We start from the raw sequence: 21,042 nt of genomic DNA, 5'->3' as shown, positions 1-21,042 counted from the left end.
CCCGTCCCGGATAACGGGCGGGAGGCGCGAGTGCTGCGAGTTCGGACCTATGCGGTGCGCAGCTGCGGGTAGAGCGCCTCGATCGGCGCGCTGAGGCCGGCCTTGAGCTGCACCGAGGTCTCGTCGGCGAGGACCTCGTACTCGCCGCGCTCGGTGGCGTCGAGAACCGCGCCGACGAGGTCCGCCGGGTCTGTCTTCGGGTCGTCGACGTGGGCCGCCATCGCCGTGTCGACGTAGCCGACGTGCACTCCGACGACGTGGACGCCAGCAGGCGCGAGCTCGAGGCGGAGGGAGTTCGTCGCGGACCACAGCGCGGCCTTGGTGGCGCTGTAGATGCCGCCGACCGCGTACCAGGCGAGCGCGGAGTGGATGTCGATGATCGCCGCACCCGGGCGTCCGGAGAGCAGCGGCGCATAGGCACGGGCGAGGAAGAGCGGGCCGAGGAAGTTCGTCTCCACGTTCCGGCGGATGTCCTCGTCGGAGTGCGTGAGGATGCCGGCCGAGGGCACGGATGCGCCCGCGTTGTTGATGAGCACGGTCACGTCGGGGGCGGCCTCGACGACCGCGCTGATCGAGGCGGGGTCCGTCACGTCGAGAGCAAGGGGCACGACACGGTCGTCGTTCCATTCGCGCGGGCTGCGGGCCGTGGCGTACACCTTGGCCGCTCCGCGCGCCAGCGCCTGTTCGACGAAACGGGTGCCGATGCCCCCGTTCGCTCCGGTGATGAGGACGACGGCGCCGGTGAGTGAAGGCATGAGCGGATCTCTTCTCTTGTTGCGACAATGGGTGATGAGGAATCGCGTAAGCGACTCAACTCATAACTGAGTCAATTCAGTTTCTATTCCCAGAGTCCCTGATCCCCAGAGATCGCTCAGCGCCGGATCGAGTCGTGGAACGGATTCGGCTCGAGCGTGTAGTCCGTCGAGGCGTCCGACCAGGTGCCGAGCCCCGGCGCACGGCGCCGATCGCGCACCGCGGCCATGGCACGTGTCGCCGGCACTCCGAAGGCGAGGGCGGCGCGACCGCTCAGGGTGCGGTCGTCGCGCCCGAGGACGCTCGCCCGGTGCCACGCGGCCTTGACCGCTCCCCCACGCCCGTACCGCACGGGTCGCGCCGGAAGCGCGCCCGCCCGTCGTTGCGCCACCAGTTCCTCCACCCGCTGCCACCAGGTCGACTCGGACTCGGGGTGGAAGTAGTTGTCGCGCAGCCAGTTCGGATGCGGATGCCGGAACCGCCCCGCGATGACCTCGCTCCGCCCGCCCAGCAGACCGCTGCCGACGAACACGGTGTTCAGCAGCGACTTGCTGACCCCGAACGAATCGAGGGCGATCACCGGCACGCCGAGCGCTACCGCCTCGATCGCCGCGGTCGAGCTCACCGTCACAAGGCCCGCGGCCGTCGACAGGGCGTCGGCCATCGAATCGTAGGAGACCACGAGATTCGACGGCCTCCTGCCCTCGAGCAGGTCGATGTAGGCGTCGTGCTCGAGATGCGTCTCGGCCTCGCCGGGCCGTGAGCGCAGCTTCACGACGACCCGACGGTTCGGATCCGCGTTCGCCGCCTTCACCAGGGTCGCCGCGATCTCCGCCCGCTCTTCGCGCTCCATCGGCACGAGCGCCTGCGAGGCGAACACCAGATCCGTGGCCGGTGGTCGGAGCACCTGGCCCGCCGAGCGCTCAGCGACGAGAACCCCGCGCGCCCCCGCGGAGCGGACGAGCTCGGGCGACAGCATCCGCGCCCTGGTCTTCGCGAACGGCAGCGTCGCGAGGGCCGTGGGCACCTGCACCCCGATGCGACGGCCGAGCTCTTCGAACGCCCACTCCTCCCGATGCGAGTGCACGACGAGCAGGTCAGCGTGCCGCCGGTACTCGAGCGCTCCGCGCTGCGCGGGGATCGCCATACCCGGGAGCCCCGCGACCGTGACAGGCCGTCGGGACAGCGTGTCGATCACGCGTCCCATCAGACGCACGAACGGGCCACGGCCGGCGAGCAGGACGACATCGGGGCGCTGAGCCTCGAGCCACGGACCCGCTTCGCGGAACGCGATGCGCGACACCGACGACGCGTCGAGCCCTGCGCCGGCGAGCGCAGTGCGCTCCTGCGCAGCGCTCGCCGTCAGCGGCGTCTTCACCAGCAGCAGATGCGCACGGATGCCGGGCACGCTGCCGAGCAGGGATGCCGACCATTTGACGAACGAGTCGGCATCCGCGACCGCGACGACCCGCAGCGGCTCGCTCATGCCGGAACGCGACGCAGCTTCGCCATCGGCGCGCGCTCGCTGTCGAACACGCGCTTGACTCCGTCGCCGAGCGCCTTCTCGATCACGCGGATGTCGCGCACCAGGTGCTCGAGCCCCGCGGGCTCGAGCGAGGCCGCATGATCGGAGCCCCACATCGTGCGGTCCAGCGTGATGTGCCGTTCGACCGCGACGGCGCCGAGCGCGACGGCGGCGAGGGAGATCTGCAGGCCACGCTCATGACCGGAGTACCCGACCGGGATACCGGCGTAACGATCGCGCAGCGTGGAGATCACGCGCAGGTTCGCCTCTTCCGGCTCCAGCGGGTACGTCGAGGTCGCGTGCATGAGGACGACACGGTCGGTGCCCAGCGCCTCCAGCGCTCGGTCGATCTGCTCGATCGTCGACATGCCCGTCGAGAGGATGATCGGCTTGCCCGTCTCACGCAGGCGGACCAGCAGCTCGGTGTCGGTGAGGCTCGCCGAGGCGACCTTGTGGGCGACCACGTTCAGGTCCTCGAGGAAGTCGACGCTGGGCACGTCCCACGGCGAGGCGAACCAGTCGAGGCCGAGCATGGTCGCGTAGTCGCCGATCTCGATGTACTCGTCGCGGCCGAACTCGACACGACGGCGGTAGTCGAGGTAGCTCATGGTTCCCCACGGCGTCTCGCGCGGCACGTCGCGCATGTGCTCCGGCGTGGAGATCTCCGGCGTGCGCTTCTGGAACTTCACGGCGTCGGCTCCCGCCCGCGCCGCCACGTCGATGAGCTTCTTGGCGATCTCGACGTCGCCGTTGTGGTTGAGGCCGATCTCGGCGATCACATAGGCGGGATGGCCGCCGCCGATCACGTGCGATCCGATGCTGACAGTCATGATTCCTCCGGTCGTCGAATGCCTTCTCTCCTGGGTACGCGCCGAGAGTGAACATCGCGCGACGCCGGGGTTACCGGAGCGCGTCAGCTCGACAACACGCGTTCGACCAGTTCGCGAACAGCTCCCCTTCCGCCCTCGCGGGACAGCACGGCCCTCGCCTCCGCGATCACGAGCGGATGCGCGTTCGCCACTGCGACCGGCCAGCCGACGATGCGCATGGCAGGCAGGTCGTTCACGTCGTTGCCGAGGTAGGCGACGTCGGCGAGGTCGAGGCGGTTCTCGGCGGCCCAGGCACGCAGGGCTGTCGCCTTGTCGTCGATGCCGTGCAGCACCGGCACCTGCAGCTTCTCGGCGCGAGCGCGCACCACGGCGTTCACCTCGGTCGAGAGGATCAGCATCGGCACTCCAGCCTTGCGCAGCAGCGCGACCCCCATACCGTCCTCGCGGCTCACTTGCACGCGCTCTCCGCCGTCCGCGTCGATGATCGCCGTGTCGTCGGTGTGGACTCCGTCGAAGTCGGTCACGACCGCCTTCACCGGGATGGGATGCTCCGCCTCGTGCAGTGCAGCGAGGGAGCGGGCGATGCGCAGCTGCTGCTCGTCGTCGATCTCGATCGCCGTCCACTCCGGGACTTCTGCGATGGCCGTGCGGCCGAAGAACCGATGCCCGCTCTGGCGGAACCCGGCCGCCGAGAACACGTAGAACGCGCCGGTCTCGAGATAGTGCGGTTCGCGGTCCTGGCGCCGAAGCCGGTACGCGGCGTCGTGATTGATCGCCAGTGCCGCGCCGTCGGCATCCCTCCGCCAGAGGAATCCGTAGGTCTCGAACGCCGAGAAGACGCTGTCGGCCTCGCCATTGCGCACCTGCGCGACCGCCGCGGCCAGGGCGTCGGGCGGGATGAACGCTGAGGTCGCCTGCAGGAAGGCGATCACGTCGACCTGTTCTCCTGCGGAAGCGAGCTCGTCGAGAGCATGCATGATCGCGCTCTCGGATGTCGCCGTGTCCCCGGAGATCTCCGCAGGGCGGCGGATGACACGCGCGCCTGCGGCCGCGCTGACTCCGGCGATCTCGTCGTCGTCGGTCGACACCACGACGAGATCGATGCCGTCGGCGGCGAGAGCCGCGCGCACCGCCCTCGCCACGAGAGGCACCCCGCCGACCTTCTGCACGTTCTTTCGCGGCACCTGCTTCGACCCGCCGCGCGCGGGGATGATCGCCACTGTCGTCATCGTCCTCGTATCGCCTTCCATGCTCGTCCAGCCCGACGTCTGACGCCGAGCGCGGTCAGCCGCAGCTCTTCGGCCCGTCCGATGCCGCCCGCCGGCCGGAGCGCGCGCTGCACCGGAGTCGGCGCGGGGGCGCCTGGTAGACGCAGCGCGGCCAATCGTGCGGGCCCGAAGTAGCGATCGCGCTCGGTCTGCTCCAGCGTTCCGAGCAACCGCTCGGCCCGAGGGCGCAGGTGGGCGGCGATCTCGGGCTGCATCGCGTATCCGACCGCATCGACGAGGAGCTGCAGCGCCCCGACATCCGTCCACCTGCCGTCCGTACGGGTGAGTGCGTCGACGATCGTGGCGGGTATCCGGTTGCTGTTCTCGAAGGGGGTGAGGCGGGAGAGCACGGTTTCGTTCCCCGCCGATCCGATCTCGCGCCCCTGCAGGGCGCGGACGGTCGGGAGAGCGGTGGAGAAGCCTGCGACCACCGCGAGCGCGTCGAGACGTTCGGCGAGGAGCTCCGCGGCGAGCGGGCCCCGGTACTCGACGAACTCGACGTCGTGGAACGCGGCCCTGCTCCGAAGGGCATCCGTGAACCGAGGCGGCGCAGAGGGGTGGGGCTTGAAGACGATGCGCTCCGGCGACCAGGAGACTGCGCGATCGATCATCTCGACCTGCATCGCCACCTCCTCGGTCTCGGTGGCGAGTCCGAGCGCAGCCAGGTACTGGCCGAGGACGAGCACGGTCGACGAATCCGTGTCGAGCGATTCGCGATCGGCCGTCTCATCGGCCGTCTCGGCGAGCGCCGCGCCGAACAGCGCGGCCGGCACCGGCACCGCGGAAGCCAGCGGCGATCCCACGAGCGGCGTCACGCCCGGCACCACGTCGGCGTAGACCACGCGCACGATGCGAGCGGCGATCGTGTGCGGCAGCTTCACCCGCATCGGCGAGTAGGTCATCAGGCCATCGCCGACGATCGTGACGGGCGCTCCGGGGAACAGCGTCATGAGGGTCCGAGCCGGTGCCACCTGCGGGCTCTGCACGAACAGCTCGACCTCTCCCCGATCGAGACTCCACGCCCTGGTCAGCAGACGCTCGAGCACGGGCAGGTCGGCGTCGCGCGGCCTCCACGAACTCGGATGCGTGGCTCCCAGCAGCTCATCGAGGTCCTCGATGCGGTCGAACCGGTCGCGCAGCGACCGCAGGGCGGGATCGGTGCGGATGCTGCGGCTGATCTCGGGTATCCGCGACGAGGTGAACGGCACGAGCACCCGCTCGCCCCTCGTGCCGAGCAGACCGCCGTCGATCGCCGCCGCGGCCGTGGCAAGCCCATAGGCGCTGTGCACCGCGAAGATCTGCGTCATACGCGACTCCTCGCCCTGCGCAGCAGCGGTGCGAGCACACGGCGGCGCGGTCCGTCCAGACGTCCGACGACGGCATCGACCTCGTCGACGGGCAGGCGGCCCAGCAGCTCGCGGATGCCCGACCGCATCTCCCCTCGCAGCGAGGGCGTCATCCGTCGCGCACGCACGAGGTGCCGCGAGCTGAGCGCGAGCACCGTCCAGGTGGCCTTGGGTAGGAAGCGCCCCGCATCGGCATCCGCCTCGACCACGTCGATGACTTCTCTCATCGCACGCACGAAATCGAGCTGCCGCCGATCGCGCACCTGGGTGAGCGAGGTGGGGACACCGCGACGGTACAGCAGAGCCGGCGCGTCGACGACGGCGAACGACTGCGCCTGCAGATGTAGCCGCCAGATCCATGGTCGGTCCTCAGCCGTGAACAGGCCGGTCGAGAAGCCGGCGAGGCCCTGGTCGATGACCCGGCGGTGGAACATCCCGGCCCAGGCGAACGGGTAGTCGACCATGGTGGGCTCGTGCTCCGGAAGAATCGCGTCGCGCGGGGAGGCGACCCGTTCACGCCACGGGAACGGTGCGCGTTTCACCATCCGCTTCGTGCCGGTGACCGTGACGTGGTCGGTGCGCACGAAGTCGCAGTCCAGTTCGCGCAGCCTCGCGGAGAGCACCTGCAGCCGCAGCGGCTGCATCCAGTCGTCACCGTCGAGGAAGCAGAAGTGATCTCCGTCGACGTGGTCGAGTCCCTGGTTGCGCGCACTGGCGAGCCCGAGCGGGCGAGGATTCGTCAGCACGACGGCGTCGTCGAAGCGATCCGCGTAGCGGCGCATCAGCGCACCGGTGTCGTCACGCGACCCGTCATCGATCATGATGACCTTGAGGGCGGAGGTGTCCTCGAACTGCCGGGTGAGGGTCTCCAGCGTGGTCCCGATGTACGGGCCGGCGTCCTTGGCGGGGACGATGACGGTCACAAGTGGCGTACGCATGGTGCCAGGGATGGTCGCACGCGTTCGTGGCCGATCGGGGACGACGAGGTGAACGCCGGGTGTCCTCGCCCTGGTTCCCAGGTCGATCGGCGACGATGGACGCATGCCGCACCCGCACCGCCCCTCGTGGAGACCCGTGCTGCGCCATGGCTCCGACGTGCGCTGGCTCACGGCTCGGTCGTGGACGAACCGTTGGTATCCGCAGGGTGTCGACACCGGCCTGTTGCAGGGGCGGCGGATGCTGGCGATCAGCTGGTTCCGGCAGGATCGGAACCGCACGCACCTCGCCTCACGGGTCTCGTTCATCGACCTCGCCCGTCCGCGGCGCTTCGACGTGGCGCTCGCGATCGAAGGCGACGACGGGGCGCTCGAGCCCGCGCGGATCCACGTCGGCGGGCTCGCATGGTTCGGCGATCGGCTGTTCGCCGCCGCGACCAGGCAGGGCGTCTGGGAGTTCGATCTGGCCGGCGTCCGACGTGTCCAGGGGACGACCGCACGACGCCTGACCGGCGGCTCCCGCTCGAAGACGCTCGTCGCCGTGCGCGCCCGCGAGCATCCGATCGATCTGCGCTGCTCGTTCGTCGGGCGCGTGTTCGATGAGGCGGGGCGTTCGCTGCCGCGTGTGCTGATCGGCGAATTCCGCTCAGGCGAGGAGGGCCGGATCGGGGAGTTCGAGCTGACTGCGCACGGGTTCGCTCTGGTCCGAGAGTTCACCCCAGGTGTCCGTCATATGCAGGGCGCGGCGCTCTGGGGACAGGAGATCCTGATCTCGCAGTCCGACGGCCTGCGGCCGGGTGCGCTGTGGCGCGGGAGTTTCGGCGCAGTCGAACCAAGCGCGACGGCACTGCCCGCGGGGTGCCAGGACCTCGCGCTCGACCCGCACCTCGGCATGCTCTGGTCGCTGGGTGAGCACCCGTGGCACCGAGTCGTACGCGGCGTCCCCTTCGCTACGCTGGGAATCGGAGAGGATCGCGCATGACCGCTACACGACAGCGCCTTGCAAGGCGCGCGATCACGGCTCTGCTCGTCGGCCTGATATGCACCCTGCCGCTCACCGGATGCTTCGTGATCCCGCTCATCGACGACCGATCGCCCTTCGACGATCCGTTCGGCACCAGCACGACCGACGTCGCGAACGCGCTGCCCGTCGTTCAGGAGGCTCTCGAACTCGTCGACACACAGGACGGGCTGTGGCGATACGAGGTCCTGCGCGGGCAGGGGAACTGCGAAGGCGCGTGCGATCTGCACGTCGAGGTGCGCGTCGTCCCCTCCGGCATCCTCTCTGCATATCCGGAGGTCGATCTTGAGAGCGACCCTTCGCTGATCATCGTTCCCGAGCAGGTGCTGCGCGATGTGCTCGTGGCCGTCGTCCCGGCCGCGGAGCAGCAGCGGGTCGATGTTCGTGTGGTGCCGGGCAACGGCGACGCCGGCAGCAGCGATCTCGGCGACGCAGCCGATGCTCTGTTCGGGCCGCTTCCCGCCGATGGGCTCTCCGAGGAAGCGTTCGAGGTCGACGTGAACCACTCCGATGAGGTGTCGGTCAACGCGAACACCCGGGATCAGCAGAATGTCCTCGAAGCGATGGGATTGGCCTGACTGCGGACGCTGCCGCGCCCAGGCGAAAGTAGACTGAAAGAGTGAAGCCCGCACCGATCCTCGTCTACTCCGTGCTGCGGTTGCTGGCGTTCCTCCTCCCGCTCGCGATCCTCTGGTACTTCTTCCCGATCTTCCGCGAGCTGTGGTGGCTGGCCGTGATCTTCGCCGCGCTCATCGGTGTCAGCATCTCGATGCTGTTCCTGCGCGCGCCGCTGTCCGAGGCGTCGGCCGACCTCTACGAGCGCCGGCGCACCCGCACCACGACGGGCCAGGAGGACGCCGAGGCCGAAGACGAGGTTCTCGACAAGGACTCCGAGGTCTGAGCCCCGGCGTCAGCCGACGAACGCCCAGAACAGCGCGCCGGCGTACAGCAGCGCCGCGAGCGAGGTCAGCGCGAGCGCGATGACGAGTTCCGCCGGCTTGCGGTACGTCCACACGATCAGCAGTGCGGGCAGGGCCGCGAGCAGGGCGAGCAGCGCGATCCACGCGATCGGGAAGAGCAGCGCGAGCAGCACGGCGATCACGAACGGCGCGAGCACGAACAGCGTGAACAGCACCTGCGTCGCGCGCTTGCCGATCAGCACCGTGAGGGTGCGCTTTCCCACCAGGCGGTCCTGATCGATGTCGCGGAGATTGTTGGCGAGCAGCACTGCGCACGCGAACAGCCCCGCGGCGATCGCCCCGAGCCACGCCTGCTGCGGCAGCGCGAAGATCTGCACCCACGTCGTTCCCAGTGTCGCGACGAGGCCGAAGAAGACGAACACGAAGACCTCGCCGAGGCCGAAGTAGCCGTACGGGCGCTTGCCGCCGGTGTAGAACCACGCGGCGATGATGCACACGGCGCCGACCGCCAGCATCCACCACTGCTGAGTGCGGATCACGATCGCGATGCCGACCAGCGCGGCGAGCGAGAAGAACACCAGTCCGATGATCAGCACCGTGCGCGGCCTCACGCGACCCGACGCGGTCAGTCTCGCAGGACCGACGCGGTGGGCGTCGGTGCCGCGGATGCCGTCGCTGTAGTCGTTCGTGAAGTTCACGCCGATCTGCAGGAACACCGCGACCGCGAGACAGGCGAGCGCGATGACCCAGTGGAACTCCGGCCCGGTGCTGCGGGCGGCTCCGGTGCCGATCACGACCGGCGCGATCGCGAGCGGCAGCGTGCGCAGACGGGCGGCGCCGATCCAGTCACGGGCCGTCACCGGGCCCGCCTCGACGATCGGCTTCTTCGCCGGGTTGCCGCTCGTGCGGGTCGCTGTACGAGTGCTCTTCTTCTTGCTCGCGCTCTTGTTCTTGCGCTGTGAGGATGCTGCCACGGAGGAATCCTAGTAGGCGTGGCTTTGCGGGCCGCGTTCAGTCCTCGATCTCGAACGGCATCCGTTCCGGAGGAGAACTCGCGTTCAGAAGGAGGAATCCGCGCAGATCCTCCTCCACACCGCGAGTTCTCCTTCCGAACGAGCGCGGCGGATACGACAGCGGGTGGCTCAGCGCCGGGTGAACGTCACGTGGGTGACGCCGCTCTCGGCCACCTCATTGCGGACGGCGTAGTCGTTCTCGAGCCCACGCAGGCCGTCCCAGATGCGTTCGCCGCTGCCGATCACGAGCGGGGCGACTGCGAGGTGCATCCGATCGATGAGCCCTGCGCGTAGGAATTGCCGCACGACGTCCACGCCGCCTCCGATGCGCACGTCCCCGTCGCCGGCGACTGCGGTCGCCTTCGCGAGTGCCTCCTCCGGCGTCGCCTCGAGGAAGTGGAAGACCGTGCCGTTGGCGAACTCGATCGACGGACGCGCTGTGTGCGTCAGGACGAAGACCGGCACGTGGAACGGCGGCTCATCACCCCACCATCCCTTCCAGTCCGGATCATCGCCGTGCTCGTGCAGGCCGAACATGCCGGCGCCCATGATCTCGGCGCCGACCTCTTCGAAGTATGCAGCCGCGTAGTCCTCGTCGAGCCCGGTCGTCCCCTCCCCGGAGGAATCGCCGAGCACCCGGGCACGGAAGGTACGGGTCGCCACGTAGGCGGCGACGAGGCGGCCCCAGTCGTCGCCGAACGGGTTGTCGGGGGTCTGGTCGGTGGTGGTCGCGAATCCGTCGAGTGAGATGTTGAGGTCGGCGCGAACGGCCATGGTGGTTCTCCTTGCCGTGGAGTCAGAGAGCGGGCTTGGTGTCTTTGCCGTCGAGCCACAGGGTGTCCGAGGCGTCGGCGTGCGCACCGTCGGTGCCGACGTGCTTGGCGCTGATCTGCGGACCCTTGGTGATGACGTGCACGAGAGCCATTCCGTATCCGCGCGAGAGGTCGTAGTCGGCCTTCAGCCACTCGAGGATCGGGGTGGCCTTGGTCTGCGGGCCGAACCCCTTCTCGGTGGCGAGGTCGAGGAACTGGCGGGGTGTGAGCCCGGTCTTGGTCTCGATGTTGTCGAGGTATGCCTGGAACGACATGCTTTCTCCTGTCCTATGCCTGCACTGAGCGTGCCGATTCGTCCTCGTCGAGGAACGTCTGGATGATCGTGGGGGATGCGTGGATGCCGATGAGTCGCAGCATCCCGTCGCCGACGTTCGTGAAGCGATGCGGCACGAACGCGGGCCCGGTGGCGGTGTCACCCGCCTCGGCGACGAAGGTGTCGTCACCGACCGTGATGCGAGCGGTGCCCTCGAGCACCACCCAGGTCTCAGAGTAGGGGTGCCAATGCAGTCCTGGGCCCTGACCTGGCTGGTTCTCGACGTAGAAGTACGAGACATGCGCGCCGTGCTCTGCGCCTTCGAACTTTCGGCTGAGGCCGGTGCCGATTCGGATGTCGGCGCCGGCGACGACCGATGCGGGAAGCGGTGTCCTGTTCATGCCACCAGTCTCGACAGCCGCACGATGAGTCCCTAGAGTTTCGATGTGGGTCGAAACATGCCGATCGAAGGCGTCGAGCATCCCGATCACCGGGTCGAATTCGAACTGAGCCCTGGCGACATCCAGGCGGTGCGGTTCGGCATCTCCCCTGGCCATGAACTCGCCCATGCCGTGCGGGTGCTGCTGCGTCCGGCGCAGCATCCGCTGCAATGGGGCTGGCTGCGCTCGGTGCGCGAGAACCTTCCTCGCGACAGCTTCGCGGTGCTCGCCGCCGTGATCGGCGACGACGGCTACCTGCCCGACTTCCTCACGGCGACCGCGAGCTGGGAGATGACCCCGGAAGCCGAACTCGACGCCCTGCGTGCGGCGTCGCTCGATGGCATGCGGGTCGACTTCGGCAAGATGGTTGTGCGCTCGACGGGTGCACGACGGCAGGCCCTGCGCGAGATGCAGGAGCACCCGACCCGGGCGCGGGCGATCATCGCGGACGCCTGGTCGGAGGTGTGGGAGGCCGCGCTCGCACCCGCGTGGTCCCAGCTCGAGCGCATCCTGCGCGCCGACATCGTCGTGCGTTCGCGCGCGATCGCGACCGGGGGCATCGCCGGCATGGCGGGTGATCTGCACCCGAAGGTCGGCTGGGGCGACGGCGCCGTGCGCGTGTCGCTGCGGCGGCACAGCGAGCAGGTCGACTGCCGCGGCAGCGGTCTCGTTCTGGTTCCCTCGGTCATGTCCTCGTGGGGTTGCATGGTGCTCACCGAGCCGCCGGCGCAGCCGACGCTCTTCTACCCCGCCCGCGGGGTCACAGCGGGATGGGCTAAGGACGCGATCGAGATCTCCGCCGCGCTGAGCGCATTGCTCGGTCCCGCCCGAGCGGAGATCCTGCTCGAGGCCGGCAATGCGCGCACGACGTCGCAGGTGGCGAAGGATGCCGGCATCGCGGTCTCGACGGCATCCCACCACCTCACCGTGCTCCGTGGCGCGGGTCTGGTCTCTTCGGAAAGAGACGGCGCCCGAATGCTGCACCTGCGCACGCCGCTCGGCGAGGCGTTGGTCGGCGCGACCCTGTGACGAAAGGTCGCCTACCCGTGGCGGCGAAGAAACTCGATGACAGCGCGCCCCGCGGCTTCAGGCTCTTGCTCCAGCGGGTAATGACCGGAGTCCTCGAGAACGACACCGGTCACGTCCTTGGCGAAGAGACGGACGCCGTCGGCGACGGCGGAGCCGAAAGCGAAGCGTCCGCCGAGCGCGAGTACTGGCGCGGCGACCTGATCGGCGACGAGCGCACGGACATCTCCGAGGTCATCGCTGCCGGTGCGGTAGTAACCGAGGCCGGCCTCCAGAACGCCCGGTGCGGAGTATGCCTCGATGTATGACCGGACTGTGTCGGGATCGAGCCCCGCCGGACCCGCGCTCTGCTCGAGGAACATGCCGTAGTACGCGGCTTCACGCCCGGGGACGAGCTGTTCGGCGAGACCGATCGTGCGATTGATGGGCCCGTGCCAGGTCGGGTAGTGGCTTCGACCCGGCTCAGGAATGTGGATGTCGATCCCGGGAAGGATCTCTTCCTCGACGACCAGGGCGGTCACCGCGGAAGCCAGCTCGGCGGCGAGAATCACGGCAACTGTGGCGCCCCAGTCATGACCGATCAGCGCGAACCGCGTGATCCCCCGCTGAGCGAGCATGTCTTTCAGCCAGTGCGCAAGATCGGCCTTGCGGAAGCTCGTGGCTTGAACGGGCTTCGCGCCGAGACCCGGCAGCGTGATCGGCACCGCGGCGAAGCCCGCCTGATCCAGAAGGGGGAGCAGATGCCGCCAGTGCGCCTCGGTGACGGGCCAGCCGTGCAGCAGCACGACCGGTAGACGGGATGATCCTGCAGTCATCGTTCTATGATGCCCGCATCCTCGGGCGGCGATCGAGGTCGTCATCCTGAAAGCCGCCGCCGTCACGCGGAGCGCCGGGCAGGAACGCCTATGGAGTGTTCTCGACCGAGATGATGGGCCGATGCTCGTAGTAGGTCTGCAGCACGACGGTGGTGCGCGTGCTGACATTGGCTTCCAGCCGGATGTCGCGAACCAGCTCCTCCAGGGCGCGCGGCGACGGAACCCGGACGAACAGCATGTAGCTGGCGTCGCCGGCGATCGAGTGACAGGCTTCGATCGCCTGCAGATGCTCGAGCAGCTCGGGGGCGTTGTCGGGCTGAGCGGGATCGAGCGGAGTGATCTCGATGAAGGCGGACAACGGGGTGCCCACCTGTTCGGGGTCGACGACCGCCCGGTAACCCGTGATGACGCCGCGGGTCTCGAGGCGCTTGAGTCGCGACTGAACGGCTGACACAGAAAGCCCGACGGCGTCGGAGAGCTGGGCGAGTGTGGCGCGCCCGTCGCGCGAGACCGCGGCGAGGATGGCGCGGTCGACAGAGTCATCCATGCATGGAATAATATCGGGAGAACCCGGCAATCACCGGAATATTTCCTGCATTTCATGATCGGAGGTCCCGATGTCCCTCACCACCACTCACAGCAACGCTCTCATCGGCGAACCCGAGGTCGTCGAGGACGCGTCGACTGCTGAGCAGTCCGCCGCCTGGGCCCAGCTCAAGGACGCCGCGATCGCGATTCGCGAGATGCAGATCAAGGACGGCTCGATCCCGGACGCTTCGCTCCCCACGCCCACTCCGGGCATCGCTGACGCGCTGTCCGGAGCCTCCGAGCGCGGGGGCCCCCGCTCAGCGACCCATGAGAAGGCCCGCCAGCTCGTCTCCGCGATCATCTCCGGCATCCGCGCGCTCTCCCCTGCCTTCCCGCACGACGCCGAGTATCTCGCCGCGTCCGTCGTGGACTTCGAGCGCTGGGCGGACTCCGGTTTCGGCGTGCCCGACTTCCTCGACTCGCTGATCGCGTTCCAGCCGCAGCAGAACCGCGTCGACGGCATCCGTCACCTCGTCGTCTTCCCGATGTACACGCAGAACGGCTCGAGCGACCGCCTGGTCGAGGCGCTCATCGTCGAGACGATCTGGCCGGAGTTCATCGGCGCGCTCGAGGCGGGCGACTACGGCAACAAGCTGTTCGTCTCGCTGCGCCTGATCGACTTCACCCCCGGCTACGACACGAACTCTGCGGTGCTGTTCCCCGAGACCGTCGCGATGCGCGAGATCCCCTCGTTCACGTGGGGTGCGATCTTCCAGGACCGTGAGGCGGCCCGCTACCGCCGCGTCGTGCGCGCGGCGTCCGAGATCACCAACCTCGAGCTGCCTGAGCGCGCCGCGGCGATGCTCGACGACCAGGCGCTGACCGAGCGTGCGTTCGTGATGTGGGACATCATCCACGACCGCACACACATGCGCGGAGACCTGCCGTTCGATCCCTTCATGATCAAGCAGCGGATGCCGTTCTTCCTCTACTCCCTCGAAGAGATGCGCTGCGACATGACCGCGTTCCGCGAGTCGGTGAAGATCGAGCGCGCCCTCGCGGCGCGCATCGAGGCCGGCGAGGAGCTCACGGCGAGCGAGCAGGAGATGCACGACCACGCCGGGCTGGTGCAGTACGCCGTGATCTTCGACCGGATCTTCCGCTTCGCGATCACGGGCAACCGCACGCGCAACTACGACGCGGTCGGCGGACAGCTGCTATTTGCCTGGCTGCATCAGCGGGGCGTGCTGCACTGGACCGACACCGCCCTCGCATTCGACTGGGACAACGTCCCCGACGCGGTCGTCGCGCTGGGCGACGCGATCGACGACCTGTACTGGCACTCGATCGACCGCCCGAAGGTCGCGCACTGGCTCGCCGCCTACGAGCTCGTCCGCGGCACGCTCACCCCGCACCCGGCATCGCAGTGGGCTCGCGGTCTGAGCGACGAGATCCTCGCCGGAGCCCCCAAGGGCTACACGGATGCGGTGATGGACGACGAGTTCCCGCTGTCGATGTTCTTCGAGACCCTCGACAAGAAGATGAAGCCCGTTATCGAGTCGACCGTCGGCATCCGCGGAACCGACGACTGAACCGCTCCCCTGCCCACGTCACGCCCACGAGCGAGCGTGACGTCTCGCGGAGGATGTGACGGGCATCGGAGATATCCCAGGGAGACCTCCGAAGCCCGTAACATCCTCCGCAGTGCGTGACACCCGCCCTTGAGGAGGAACCCCATGAACGTTGCAGGGCGCACGATCGTCCTCGCCGGAGCGACGAGCGACGCGGGACTCGTAGTGGCCTCCCGCCTTCTGACCGCCGGTGCGCGCGTGGTCGCGACCGGCCGCTCTGCCGGGCGTCTCGAGCCGCTTCGCGAGGCAGGCGCTCAGGTCGAGGTCGCCGACGCGACATCTCTTGAGTCGATGGCGGGGCTGGCTGCGCGCCTCGACAGTGTGGACGCCGTGATCCCGCTGGTCGGCGGGTGGCGCGGAGGAGGCGGCCTGTCGGGGCAGACGGATGCCGACTTCGACGCGCTGATGCCTGCGCTCCAGGCAGTTCGCGCCACGAGTCGCGCATTCAACGGTGCCCTGCAGGCCTCGGATGCCGGCCGGTTCGCGATCGTCTCGTCGTCTGCCGTCGCGCGACCTCTGGCCGGCGGTGCGAACTACGCCGCGGTGAAGGCCGCGAGCGAGGCCTGGACGCGGGCGGTCGCGCACGGATTCGCGAAAGCTGCTCGGGATGGGCAGGAGCCCCTGCGGGCGGCATCCGTCGTGTTCCGAGTCAAGGCGCTGGAACCGGAGACGCTGGCCGCCGCCGTCGTCGCTCTGTGGGACACGGACGCCGCCGAACTGAACGACACCATCATCGAGCTGTAGGCCCGCGCTCACGCGCCGGCGGCGAGCAGGCGGTCGGCTGCGGTCCGCACCCGGCCGCGCAACTCCTCCGGGGCCTCGATCACGGTCGCGCCGTCGACAGCCGCGATCACGGCAGGCAGCCAGTCCAGCCTCTCGGCGCGGATGTCCGCGCGGTGCCAGCCCACCTGCTCGCCGGCGAGAGGGGTGAGCCTCGCGACGGACTCCGGCAGGTGTCGCCTGATCTCCTCGTGCTCGGCCCGGATGCGCAGCACGACATGCCACCGGTAGTCGGCATCAGCGAAGCCCTCGACCAGCCGCGCAGCGGCATCCCGCGGCTGCGCGGCTGCGGGGAACGTCTCGACCAGCGCACGGGCGGTGCGGATGCGGTCGACGCGGAAGACTCGCTCGGTGGCGCGCTCGAGGTCGAGTCCCACGACGTACCAGCGGCCGCTCCGGGCGACCAGGTCGTACGGGTGCAGCACTCGCCGCGACGGCTCGTCAGCAGCGTTGCGGTATCGGATGTCGAGGGCTCGGCGCGTGCGCACCGCGTCGGCGACCGTGAGCAGGATCGACGCATCCGGTACGTCTTCTGCGGCCGGCGCCCGAACCACGGTGCCGGCGAGAAGTGCATCCAGGCTCCGGGATGCCGTAGGCGGCAGAGACCGCACGATCTTGGCGAGCGCGGTCCGCGCCGGGAGCGTCTCCCCCTCGTCGGTGGACTGCGCGCGGAGCAGGCTCAGGGCGACGGCGACCGCTTCACCCTCCTCGAGCATGAGCGGTGGCACGCGGTACCCGGGCGCGATGCGGTACCCGCCGTAGCGCCCTCGCACCGACTCGATCGGAATCTCGAGATCGATCAGCTGTGTCACGTAGCGGCGGACGGTGCGCTCTCCCACGCCGAGGCGCTCGGCGAGCTCGGCCACCGTGCGGGTCTGGCTCGACTGCAGCAGCTCGAGCAGCTGCAGCACACGGCCTGTCGTCCCCGTCATGAGTCCTATCATCTCGCAATACCGGACAGAATCAGCCCGGTATCTTTCCTAGCCTTCTGACGGGCTCGAGGTCCCGGGCCGAACATCACAAGGAGAGAAACCATGCAGCTTGCCGCCACCCGCATCATCACCGACGACGTGGATCGTCTGGTGGACTTCTACGAGCGCATCACCGCCCTGAAGGCGGTTCGACTGCATCCGCTGTTCGCGGAGCTGCGCACGGCATCCGCGACCCTCGCCATCGCGAGCTCCGCCACCGTGCCTCTGCTCGGCGAGAACGCCGCGGAGGCCGGGGCGAACCGCTCCGTGATGCTCGACTTTCTCGTCGAGGACGTCGACCACTCGGCGTCGTCTCTGCGGTCGGTCGTGACCGAGTTCGTCAGCGGCCCCGCTGACATGCCATGGGGCAATCGTTCTCTGCTGTTCCGCGATCCGGATGGCAACCTGATCAACTTCTTCTCGCCGACGGGCGCCGAGGCGAGGTCGCGATTCGAGCGCTGAGGGCGACGGCGACGGCGACGGCGACGGCGACGGCGACGAAGATCGTGGCAGTCTGAGACGACGGATGCTGCGGCGTCCAGTCACGTCGACACCGAGGAGTCCGATGAGCGACAGCGCCGAGACCCCGGCCATCTCCCGCCGCGCGCAGAGCGACCGGCTCAAGGAGCGCATCTATCTGGCGTTCGTGGCCCTCGCCGTGGTGCTCGCACTCGGATCGCACGAGGTCACCGCGGCCGATGCACTGACGACGCTCGCCGTGACGACCCTGGGCACCCTGCTCGCGGTTCTCGTCGCCGACGTCATCTCGCACATGATCATGACCGAGCGCACCATGACCCGCAGCGAATTCGCGCACGCCGTCTTCGCGAGCTTCGGCGCGCTGTCAGCCGTCGCCGTACCCGTGGTCGCGCTGCTCATCGCGTTGATCGGATGGTGGTCGACCAAGATCGCGCTGCGCGTTTCGGCTGCGGGGCTCATCCTGTCGCTCGTCGTGATCGGATTCGCCGGCATCCGGCGCGTGCCGATGACCTGGTGGCAGCGCCTCCTCGCGCTCGATCAGGCGCGGTCGTCGCCGGGAGCCTCGATGCCGTCCGCTCCCGCCCTGCCGCCACGCGCCGACACCGGGTCGATGGGCGCCGAGGCGCCAGACGGCGCTGCCTCGAGGGAGGGCGAGGCAATTGCATCCACCTCGCCCTCTCCCGCTTCTTGGGCGGGCGCGTGCGCGTAGAGGTCGGTGAGCTTGCGGTATGAGCGGGTCAGGAAGGCGAGTCCGCCGGCGACGACCATGATCAGGCCGGCGAACAGGCAGATCAGTGCGATGCCGCGCGCTTCTCCCTCACCCAGCAGCCACCCCCAGTGCCGGTCGCCCTCCGGGGTTCGCATGTACGGGATGATCAGGAACTCTGCGATCGGTGCGATGAGGAATGCGGTGACCGGAGCGGCCGCCGCCTCCATCGCGGCTGCGACGCCGAACACGCGGCCCTGCCGGTCGAACGGCACCACTTTCTGGATGATCGTCTGCTCCGCGGCCTCGGCGGGCGGCACGAGAGCCATGTACATCCACATGCCGATCACGTACAGCGGCCACCACTCGCGCAGCATGAACACCGCGCCGAGCAGACCCATCGCCATGACGATGAGAAGCAGCGTGCGCATCGGTTTGGCTCCGAGCCCGAACTTCGCCACGAGCCCGCCGCCGATGAGGAATCCGGTCGAGGCGAAGGCCAGCGCGAATCCCCATGTCTGCGCGTCGAAGAGAGTGAGGCCGTAGGGATCCATGAGCGCCATGTAGACGCCGCCGATGAGGTTGTTGAACGTCGAGAAGATGATCAGCGCGAAAAGCCCTGGCGCCAGCCTGATCGCCTTCACGCTGCCTCGGAAGTCGAGCGCGCTCGACGCAGTGGGGTCGGGTTCGGGCGCGCCCTCGGGGATGCGGATGAACAGGAGGTGCACGAAGGTCAGCGCCATCGCGGCGATCGCGATCGCGAGGGTCCAGCCCATGCCGAGAAATCCGATCGAGAGGCCGGAGAACACGCTGGTCACCAGGAACGCGAGCCCCTGCACCGTGCCGACCAGTCCGTTCGCGTTCGCGCGCTTGTCTTCCTCGACCAACAGCGTGACCGTGGTCGACAGCGCGATGTTGCGCAGCTGCTCGATCACGCCGCCGAACAGGATCACGAGGGCGAAGAGCCAGAACCACGGACCCCCGAGGTCGAGCAGCGCGGCCTCGGGCTGCCAGAGGTACAGGAGCCCCGCGACGAGGAACGCGGCGGCCGAGATGACACTCGAGAGCAGCATGACGGTGTGCTTGCGGTGACGGTCGACGATGGTGCCGAAGATCATGGCGAAGAACGCGATGAACAGCATGTACGCGCCGCCGATGATGCCGGTCGCGAGCACCGACCGGGTCTCGATGTACACCCAGAACGTGAGGGCGAACCAGAGGAAGCTCGTCGTCACGTTGGCGATGAGCGTGTTGAGGAGGACGTTCGTGAACGCCGTCTTCGCTGCGGTGCGCTGCATGCTTCGAGGGTAGGCGGGGCCGTCGACATCCGGTAGAGCCGGTTCCGGCGGATCGCGCGGGCGTCGAGCCCAAATAGACTTGGTCAGTGAGCATTCAGCATGACCCCGCGATCCGGGGATTCGCCAGCGACAACTACTCCGGCATCCACCCTGATGTCCTCTCCGCGATCGCGGCCGCCAACGGTGGCCACCAGGTCGCCTACGGGGAAGACGCCTACACGGCGCGCCTGCAGGAGGTCTTCCAGTCGCACTTCGGTGAGGGCGCGCAGGCGTTCCCGGTCTTCAACGGCACCGGCGCCAACGTCACCGGCCTGCAGTCGATGCTGCCGCGCTGGGGAGCCGTGATCGCGGCGTCCACCGCGCACATCAACGTCGACGAGGGCGGCGCCCCCGAGAAGATCGGCGGCTTCAAGCTGCTCGCCGTGCCGACCGACGACGGAAAGCTCACCCCCGAGCTCGTCGACCGCGAAGCCTGGGGCTGGGGCGATGAGCACCGCTCACAGCCGCTGGTCGTCTCGATCACGCAGTCCACCGAACTCGGCACCCTGTACACGGCCGAAGAGATCAAGGCCCTCGCCGACCACGCGCACGGGCACGGCATGAAGCTGCACCTCGACGGTGCGCGCATCTCGAATGCGGCGGCTGCCCTCGACCTGCCGCTGCGGGCGTTCACGACGGATGCCGGTGTCGACGTGCTCAGCTTCGGCGGCACCAAGAACGGCGCGATGCTGGGTGAGGCGATCGTCGTGCTGAATCCCGCCGCGTCCGACGGCCTCATCTATTCCCGCAAATTCAACATGCAGCTCTCCTCGAAGATGCGCTTCGTGTCGGCCCAACTCATCGCGCTACTCGAGGGCGACCTCTGGCTGCGCAACGCGCAGCACGCGAACGCGATGGCCCAGCGCCTGCGCGGCGAGATCGACGCAGGCATCGCCGACGGCTCGATCACGGGCGTCGCCTTCACGCAGCCGACGCAGTCGAACGGCGTGTTCGCGACCCTCCCCGACGGTGTGACCGACCGGTTGCGCGAGAAGTTCCGCTTCTACGACTGGGATGCCGCGCGCAACGAGGTCCGCTGGATGTGCGGCTTCGACACCCAGGAGGAAGACGTCGACGCGTTCGTCGCCGAGCTGTCGCGCCTCACGCAGGGCTGAGAGCTCTCCGCCTTACGGGGTGTGCGTGTCGCGGTAGTAGATCGATCCCGTGACCGAGATGTGCACGGTCGAGTCGGTCTGCAGCAGATGAGTGAGCTCGTCGACGGTCATCCCGTTGCGCTCCGCGACGACGTCGATCTTGTCGCCGAGCGCGTCGATCGCCTCCTGACCGCTCTTCGGCTCGTCGAGGACATTCGTGCTGCCCAGCTTCACGTCATCATCTCCGTCATCTCCCTCGTTCGTCGGTGCGGGCGTCTCCGGTTGCTCTGTCCGAGCAGTCGTGGGCGTCGATGTCGCGGTGGGCGTCGGTCCTGCACCGGGCTGCTGAGAGATCGCGAACGCCCCCGCACCGACGACGATCGTCGCAGCGGCGAAGAGTGCGATCAGCGGCCCTCGCCGCTTTCCCGGGCGGCGTTCGGATCCTGCTGCGTTCTCTGCCATGTCAGCATCCAACCTTGTCAATATGCGGATGGGGTGGGAACCGCTCTCGCGACTCCCACCCCATCCTCAGTCCGG

23 protein-coding genes are annotated in these 21,042 nt (G+C 68.6%); 8 read left to right on the top strand and 15 right to left on the bottom strand.

The window, feature by feature from the left end:
• Window positions 1–47: 47 nt before the first annotated feature.
• The 6 genes from ACI3KT_RS01675 to ACI3KT_RS01650 form a co-directional block, all read right to left on the bottom strand.
• A complete protein-coding gene (locus ACI3KT_RS01675) occupies window positions 48–755 on the bottom strand; it encodes an SDR family oxidoreductase (protein ID WP_292908696.1) in 708 nt (235 codons plus the stop codon).
• 116 nt (window positions 756–871) lie between these two features.
• Window positions 872–2,239: a DUF6716 putative glycosyltransferase gene (locus ACI3KT_RS01670; protein ID WP_307298696.1), complete on the bottom strand. Its 1,368-nt coding sequence runs from the start codon at window positions 2,237–2,239 to the stop codon at window positions 872–874.
• Window positions 2,236–3,108, bottom strand: coding sequence for an N-acetylneuraminate synthase family protein (locus ACI3KT_RS01665; protein WP_404902158.1), 873 nt, complete (start codon window positions 3,106–3,108; stop codon window positions 2,236–2,238). Before ACI3KT_RS01665 ends, ACI3KT_RS01670 begins: the two co-directional genes overlap by 4 nt.
• A gap of 83 nt (window positions 3,109–3,191) precedes the next feature.
• Window positions 3,192–4,337 carry a cytidylyltransferase domain-containing protein gene (locus tag ACI3KT_RS01660; RefSeq protein ID WP_404902155.1) on the bottom strand — a complete coding sequence of 382 codons (1,146 nt, stop codon included), beginning with the start codon at window positions 4,335–4,337 and terminating at the stop codon, window positions 3,192–3,194.
• Window positions 4,334–5,683: a polysialyltransferase family glycosyltransferase gene (locus tag ACI3KT_RS01655; RefSeq protein ID WP_307298702.1), complete on the bottom strand. Its 1,350-nt coding sequence runs from the start codon at window positions 5,681–5,683 to the stop codon at window positions 4,334–4,336. The genes ACI3KT_RS01660 and ACI3KT_RS01655 overlap by 4 nt, the downstream gene beginning before the upstream one ends.
• Window positions 5,680–6,660, bottom strand: a complete 981-nt coding sequence (locus tag ACI3KT_RS01650) for a glycosyltransferase family 2 protein (protein ID WP_404902152.1) — start codon at window positions 6,658–6,660, stop codon at window positions 5,680–5,682. Before ACI3KT_RS01650 ends, ACI3KT_RS01655 begins: the two co-directional genes overlap by 4 nt.
• Before the next feature lie 103 nt (window positions 6,661–6,763).
• Between ACI3KT_RS01650 and ACI3KT_RS01645 the strand changes: the two genes are divergently transcribed.
• The 3 genes from ACI3KT_RS01645 to ACI3KT_RS01635 are packed head-to-tail and all read left to right on the top strand — an operon-like array spanning window position 6,764 to window position 8,579.
• Window positions 6,764–7,639 carry a hypothetical protein gene (locus ACI3KT_RS01645; protein ID WP_404902150.1) on the top strand — a complete coding sequence of 292 codons (876 nt, stop codon included), beginning with the start codon at window positions 6,764–6,766 and terminating at the stop codon, window positions 7,637–7,639.
• Complete coding sequence (locus ACI3KT_RS01640; RefSeq protein WP_404902147.1) at window positions 7,636–8,256, top strand: hypothetical protein; 621 nt, start codon at window positions 7,636–7,638, stop codon at window positions 8,254–8,256. The genes ACI3KT_RS01645 and ACI3KT_RS01640 overlap by 4 nt, the downstream gene beginning before the upstream one ends.
• A gap of 41 nt (window positions 8,257–8,297) precedes the next feature.
• Window positions 8,298–8,579: a DUF4229 domain-containing protein gene (locus tag ACI3KT_RS01635; protein WP_404902144.1), complete on the top strand. Its 282-nt coding sequence runs from the start codon at window positions 8,298–8,300 to the stop codon at window positions 8,577–8,579.
• A 9-nt stretch (window positions 8,580–8,588) separates the two neighbouring features.
• Here the strand turns inward: ACI3KT_RS01635 and ACI3KT_RS01630 are convergent, their stop codons facing one another.
• The 4 genes from ACI3KT_RS01630 to ACI3KT_RS01615 form a co-directional block, all read right to left on the bottom strand.
• Window positions 8,589–9,572 (bottom strand): 1,4-dihydroxy-2-naphthoate polyprenyltransferase, encoded by a 984-nt coding sequence (locus ACI3KT_RS01630; protein ID WP_292908713.1) that lies wholly within the window; start codon window positions 9,570–9,572, stop codon window positions 8,589–8,591.
• A gap of 168 nt (window positions 9,573–9,740) precedes the next feature.
• Complete coding sequence (locus ACI3KT_RS01625) at window positions 9,741–10,385, bottom strand: dihydrofolate reductase family protein (protein ID WP_292908715.1); 645 nt, start codon at window positions 10,383–10,385, stop codon at window positions 9,741–9,743.
• Window positions 10,386–10,407: 22 nt separating this feature from the next.
• On the bottom strand, window positions 10,408–10,698 hold the full coding sequence (locus tag ACI3KT_RS01620; protein ID WP_404902141.1) for a DUF4287 domain-containing protein: 291 nt from the start codon (window positions 10,696–10,698) through the stop codon (window positions 10,408–10,410).
• Window positions 10,699–10,711: 13 nt separating this feature from the next.
• Window positions 10,712–11,098: a cupin domain-containing protein gene (locus ACI3KT_RS01615; protein WP_404902138.1), complete on the bottom strand. Its 387-nt coding sequence runs from the start codon at window positions 11,096–11,098 to the stop codon at window positions 10,712–10,714.
• Between the two features lie 45 nt (window positions 11,099–11,143).
• On the opposite strand from ACI3KT_RS01615, the gene ACI3KT_RS01610 reads away from it, so the two are divergent.
• Window positions 11,144–12,166: a DUF5937 family protein gene (locus ACI3KT_RS01610; protein WP_404902135.1), complete on the top strand. Its 1,023-nt coding sequence runs from the start codon at window positions 11,144–11,146 to the stop codon at window positions 12,164–12,166.
• A gap of 11 nt (window positions 12,167–12,177) precedes the next feature.
• Here ACI3KT_RS01610 and ACI3KT_RS01605 read toward each other — a convergent pair whose 3' ends face one another.
• Window positions 12,178–12,978, bottom strand: a complete 801-nt coding sequence (locus ACI3KT_RS01605; RefSeq protein WP_404902134.1) for an alpha/beta fold hydrolase — start codon at window positions 12,976–12,978, stop codon at window positions 12,178–12,180.
• A gap of 88 nt (window positions 12,979–13,066) precedes the next feature.
• The gene (locus tag ACI3KT_RS01600) at window positions 13,067–13,525 is read right to left on the bottom strand and encodes an Lrp/AsnC family transcriptional regulator (protein ID WP_404902132.1); all 459 of its coding nucleotides are present in this window, start codon (window positions 13,523–13,525) and stop codon (window positions 13,067–13,069) included.
• A gap of 70 nt (window positions 13,526–13,595) precedes the next feature.
• On the opposite strand from ACI3KT_RS01600, the gene ACI3KT_RS01595 reads away from it, so the two are divergent.
• Both ACI3KT_RS01595 and ACI3KT_RS01590 read left to right on the top strand, forming a co-directional pair.
• Window positions 13,596–15,098 (top strand): DUF6421 family protein, encoded by a 1,503-nt coding sequence (locus ACI3KT_RS01595; RefSeq protein ID WP_404902130.1) that lies wholly within the window; start codon window positions 13,596–13,598, stop codon window positions 15,096–15,098.
• A gap of 144 nt (window positions 15,099–15,242) precedes the next feature.
• Window positions 15,243–15,881, top strand: a complete 639-nt coding sequence (locus ACI3KT_RS01590) for an SDR family NAD(P)-dependent oxidoreductase (protein ID WP_404902127.1) — start codon at window positions 15,243–15,245, stop codon at window positions 15,879–15,881.
• 8 nt (window positions 15,882–15,889) lie between these two features.
• On the opposite strand, the gene ACI3KT_RS01585 is transcribed toward ACI3KT_RS01590, so the two are convergent.
• On the bottom strand, window positions 15,890–16,849 hold the full coding sequence (locus tag ACI3KT_RS01585; RefSeq protein ID WP_404902125.1) for a helix-turn-helix transcriptional regulator: 960 nt from the start codon (window positions 16,847–16,849) through the stop codon (window positions 15,890–15,892).
• Between the two features lie 102 nt (window positions 16,850–16,951).
• Between ACI3KT_RS01585 and ACI3KT_RS01580 the strand changes: the two genes are divergently transcribed.
• A complete protein-coding gene (locus ACI3KT_RS01580) occupies window positions 16,952–17,350 on the top strand; it encodes a VOC family protein (RefSeq protein ID WP_307298721.1) in 399 nt (132 codons plus the stop codon).
• Window positions 17,351–17,905: 555 nt separating this feature from the next.
• Here the strand turns inward: ACI3KT_RS01580 and ACI3KT_RS01575 are convergent.
• The gene (locus ACI3KT_RS01575; RefSeq protein ID WP_404902123.1) at window positions 17,906–19,372 is read right to left on the bottom strand and encodes an MFS transporter; all 1,467 of its coding nucleotides are present in this window, start codon (window positions 19,370–19,372) and stop codon (window positions 17,906–17,908) included.
• A gap of 86 nt (window positions 19,373–19,458) precedes the next feature.
• Between ACI3KT_RS01575 and ACI3KT_RS01570 the strand changes: the two genes are divergently transcribed.
• Entirely contained in the window at window positions 19,459–20,526 is a 1,068-nt protein-coding gene (locus tag ACI3KT_RS01570; protein ID WP_404902121.1) for a threonine aldolase family protein, read from the top strand.
• Window positions 20,527–20,538: 12 nt separating this feature from the next.
• On the opposite strand, the gene ACI3KT_RS01565 is transcribed toward ACI3KT_RS01570, so the two are convergent.
• Entirely contained in the window at window positions 20,539–20,967 is a 429-nt protein-coding gene (locus ACI3KT_RS01565; RefSeq protein WP_404902118.1) for a hypothetical protein, read from the bottom strand.
• Window positions 20,968–21,042: the final 75 nt, after the last annotated feature.

The organism is Microbacterium sp. ZW T6_19 (genome assembly GCF_044987465.1).
GTDB classification, from domain to species: domain Bacteria; phylum Actinomycetota; class Actinomycetes; order Actinomycetales; family Microbacteriaceae; genus Microbacterium; species Microbacterium natoriense_A.
The sequence above is the reverse complement of the archived record's forward strand: the minus strand, read 5'-3'. Positions and strand labels throughout refer to the sequence as shown.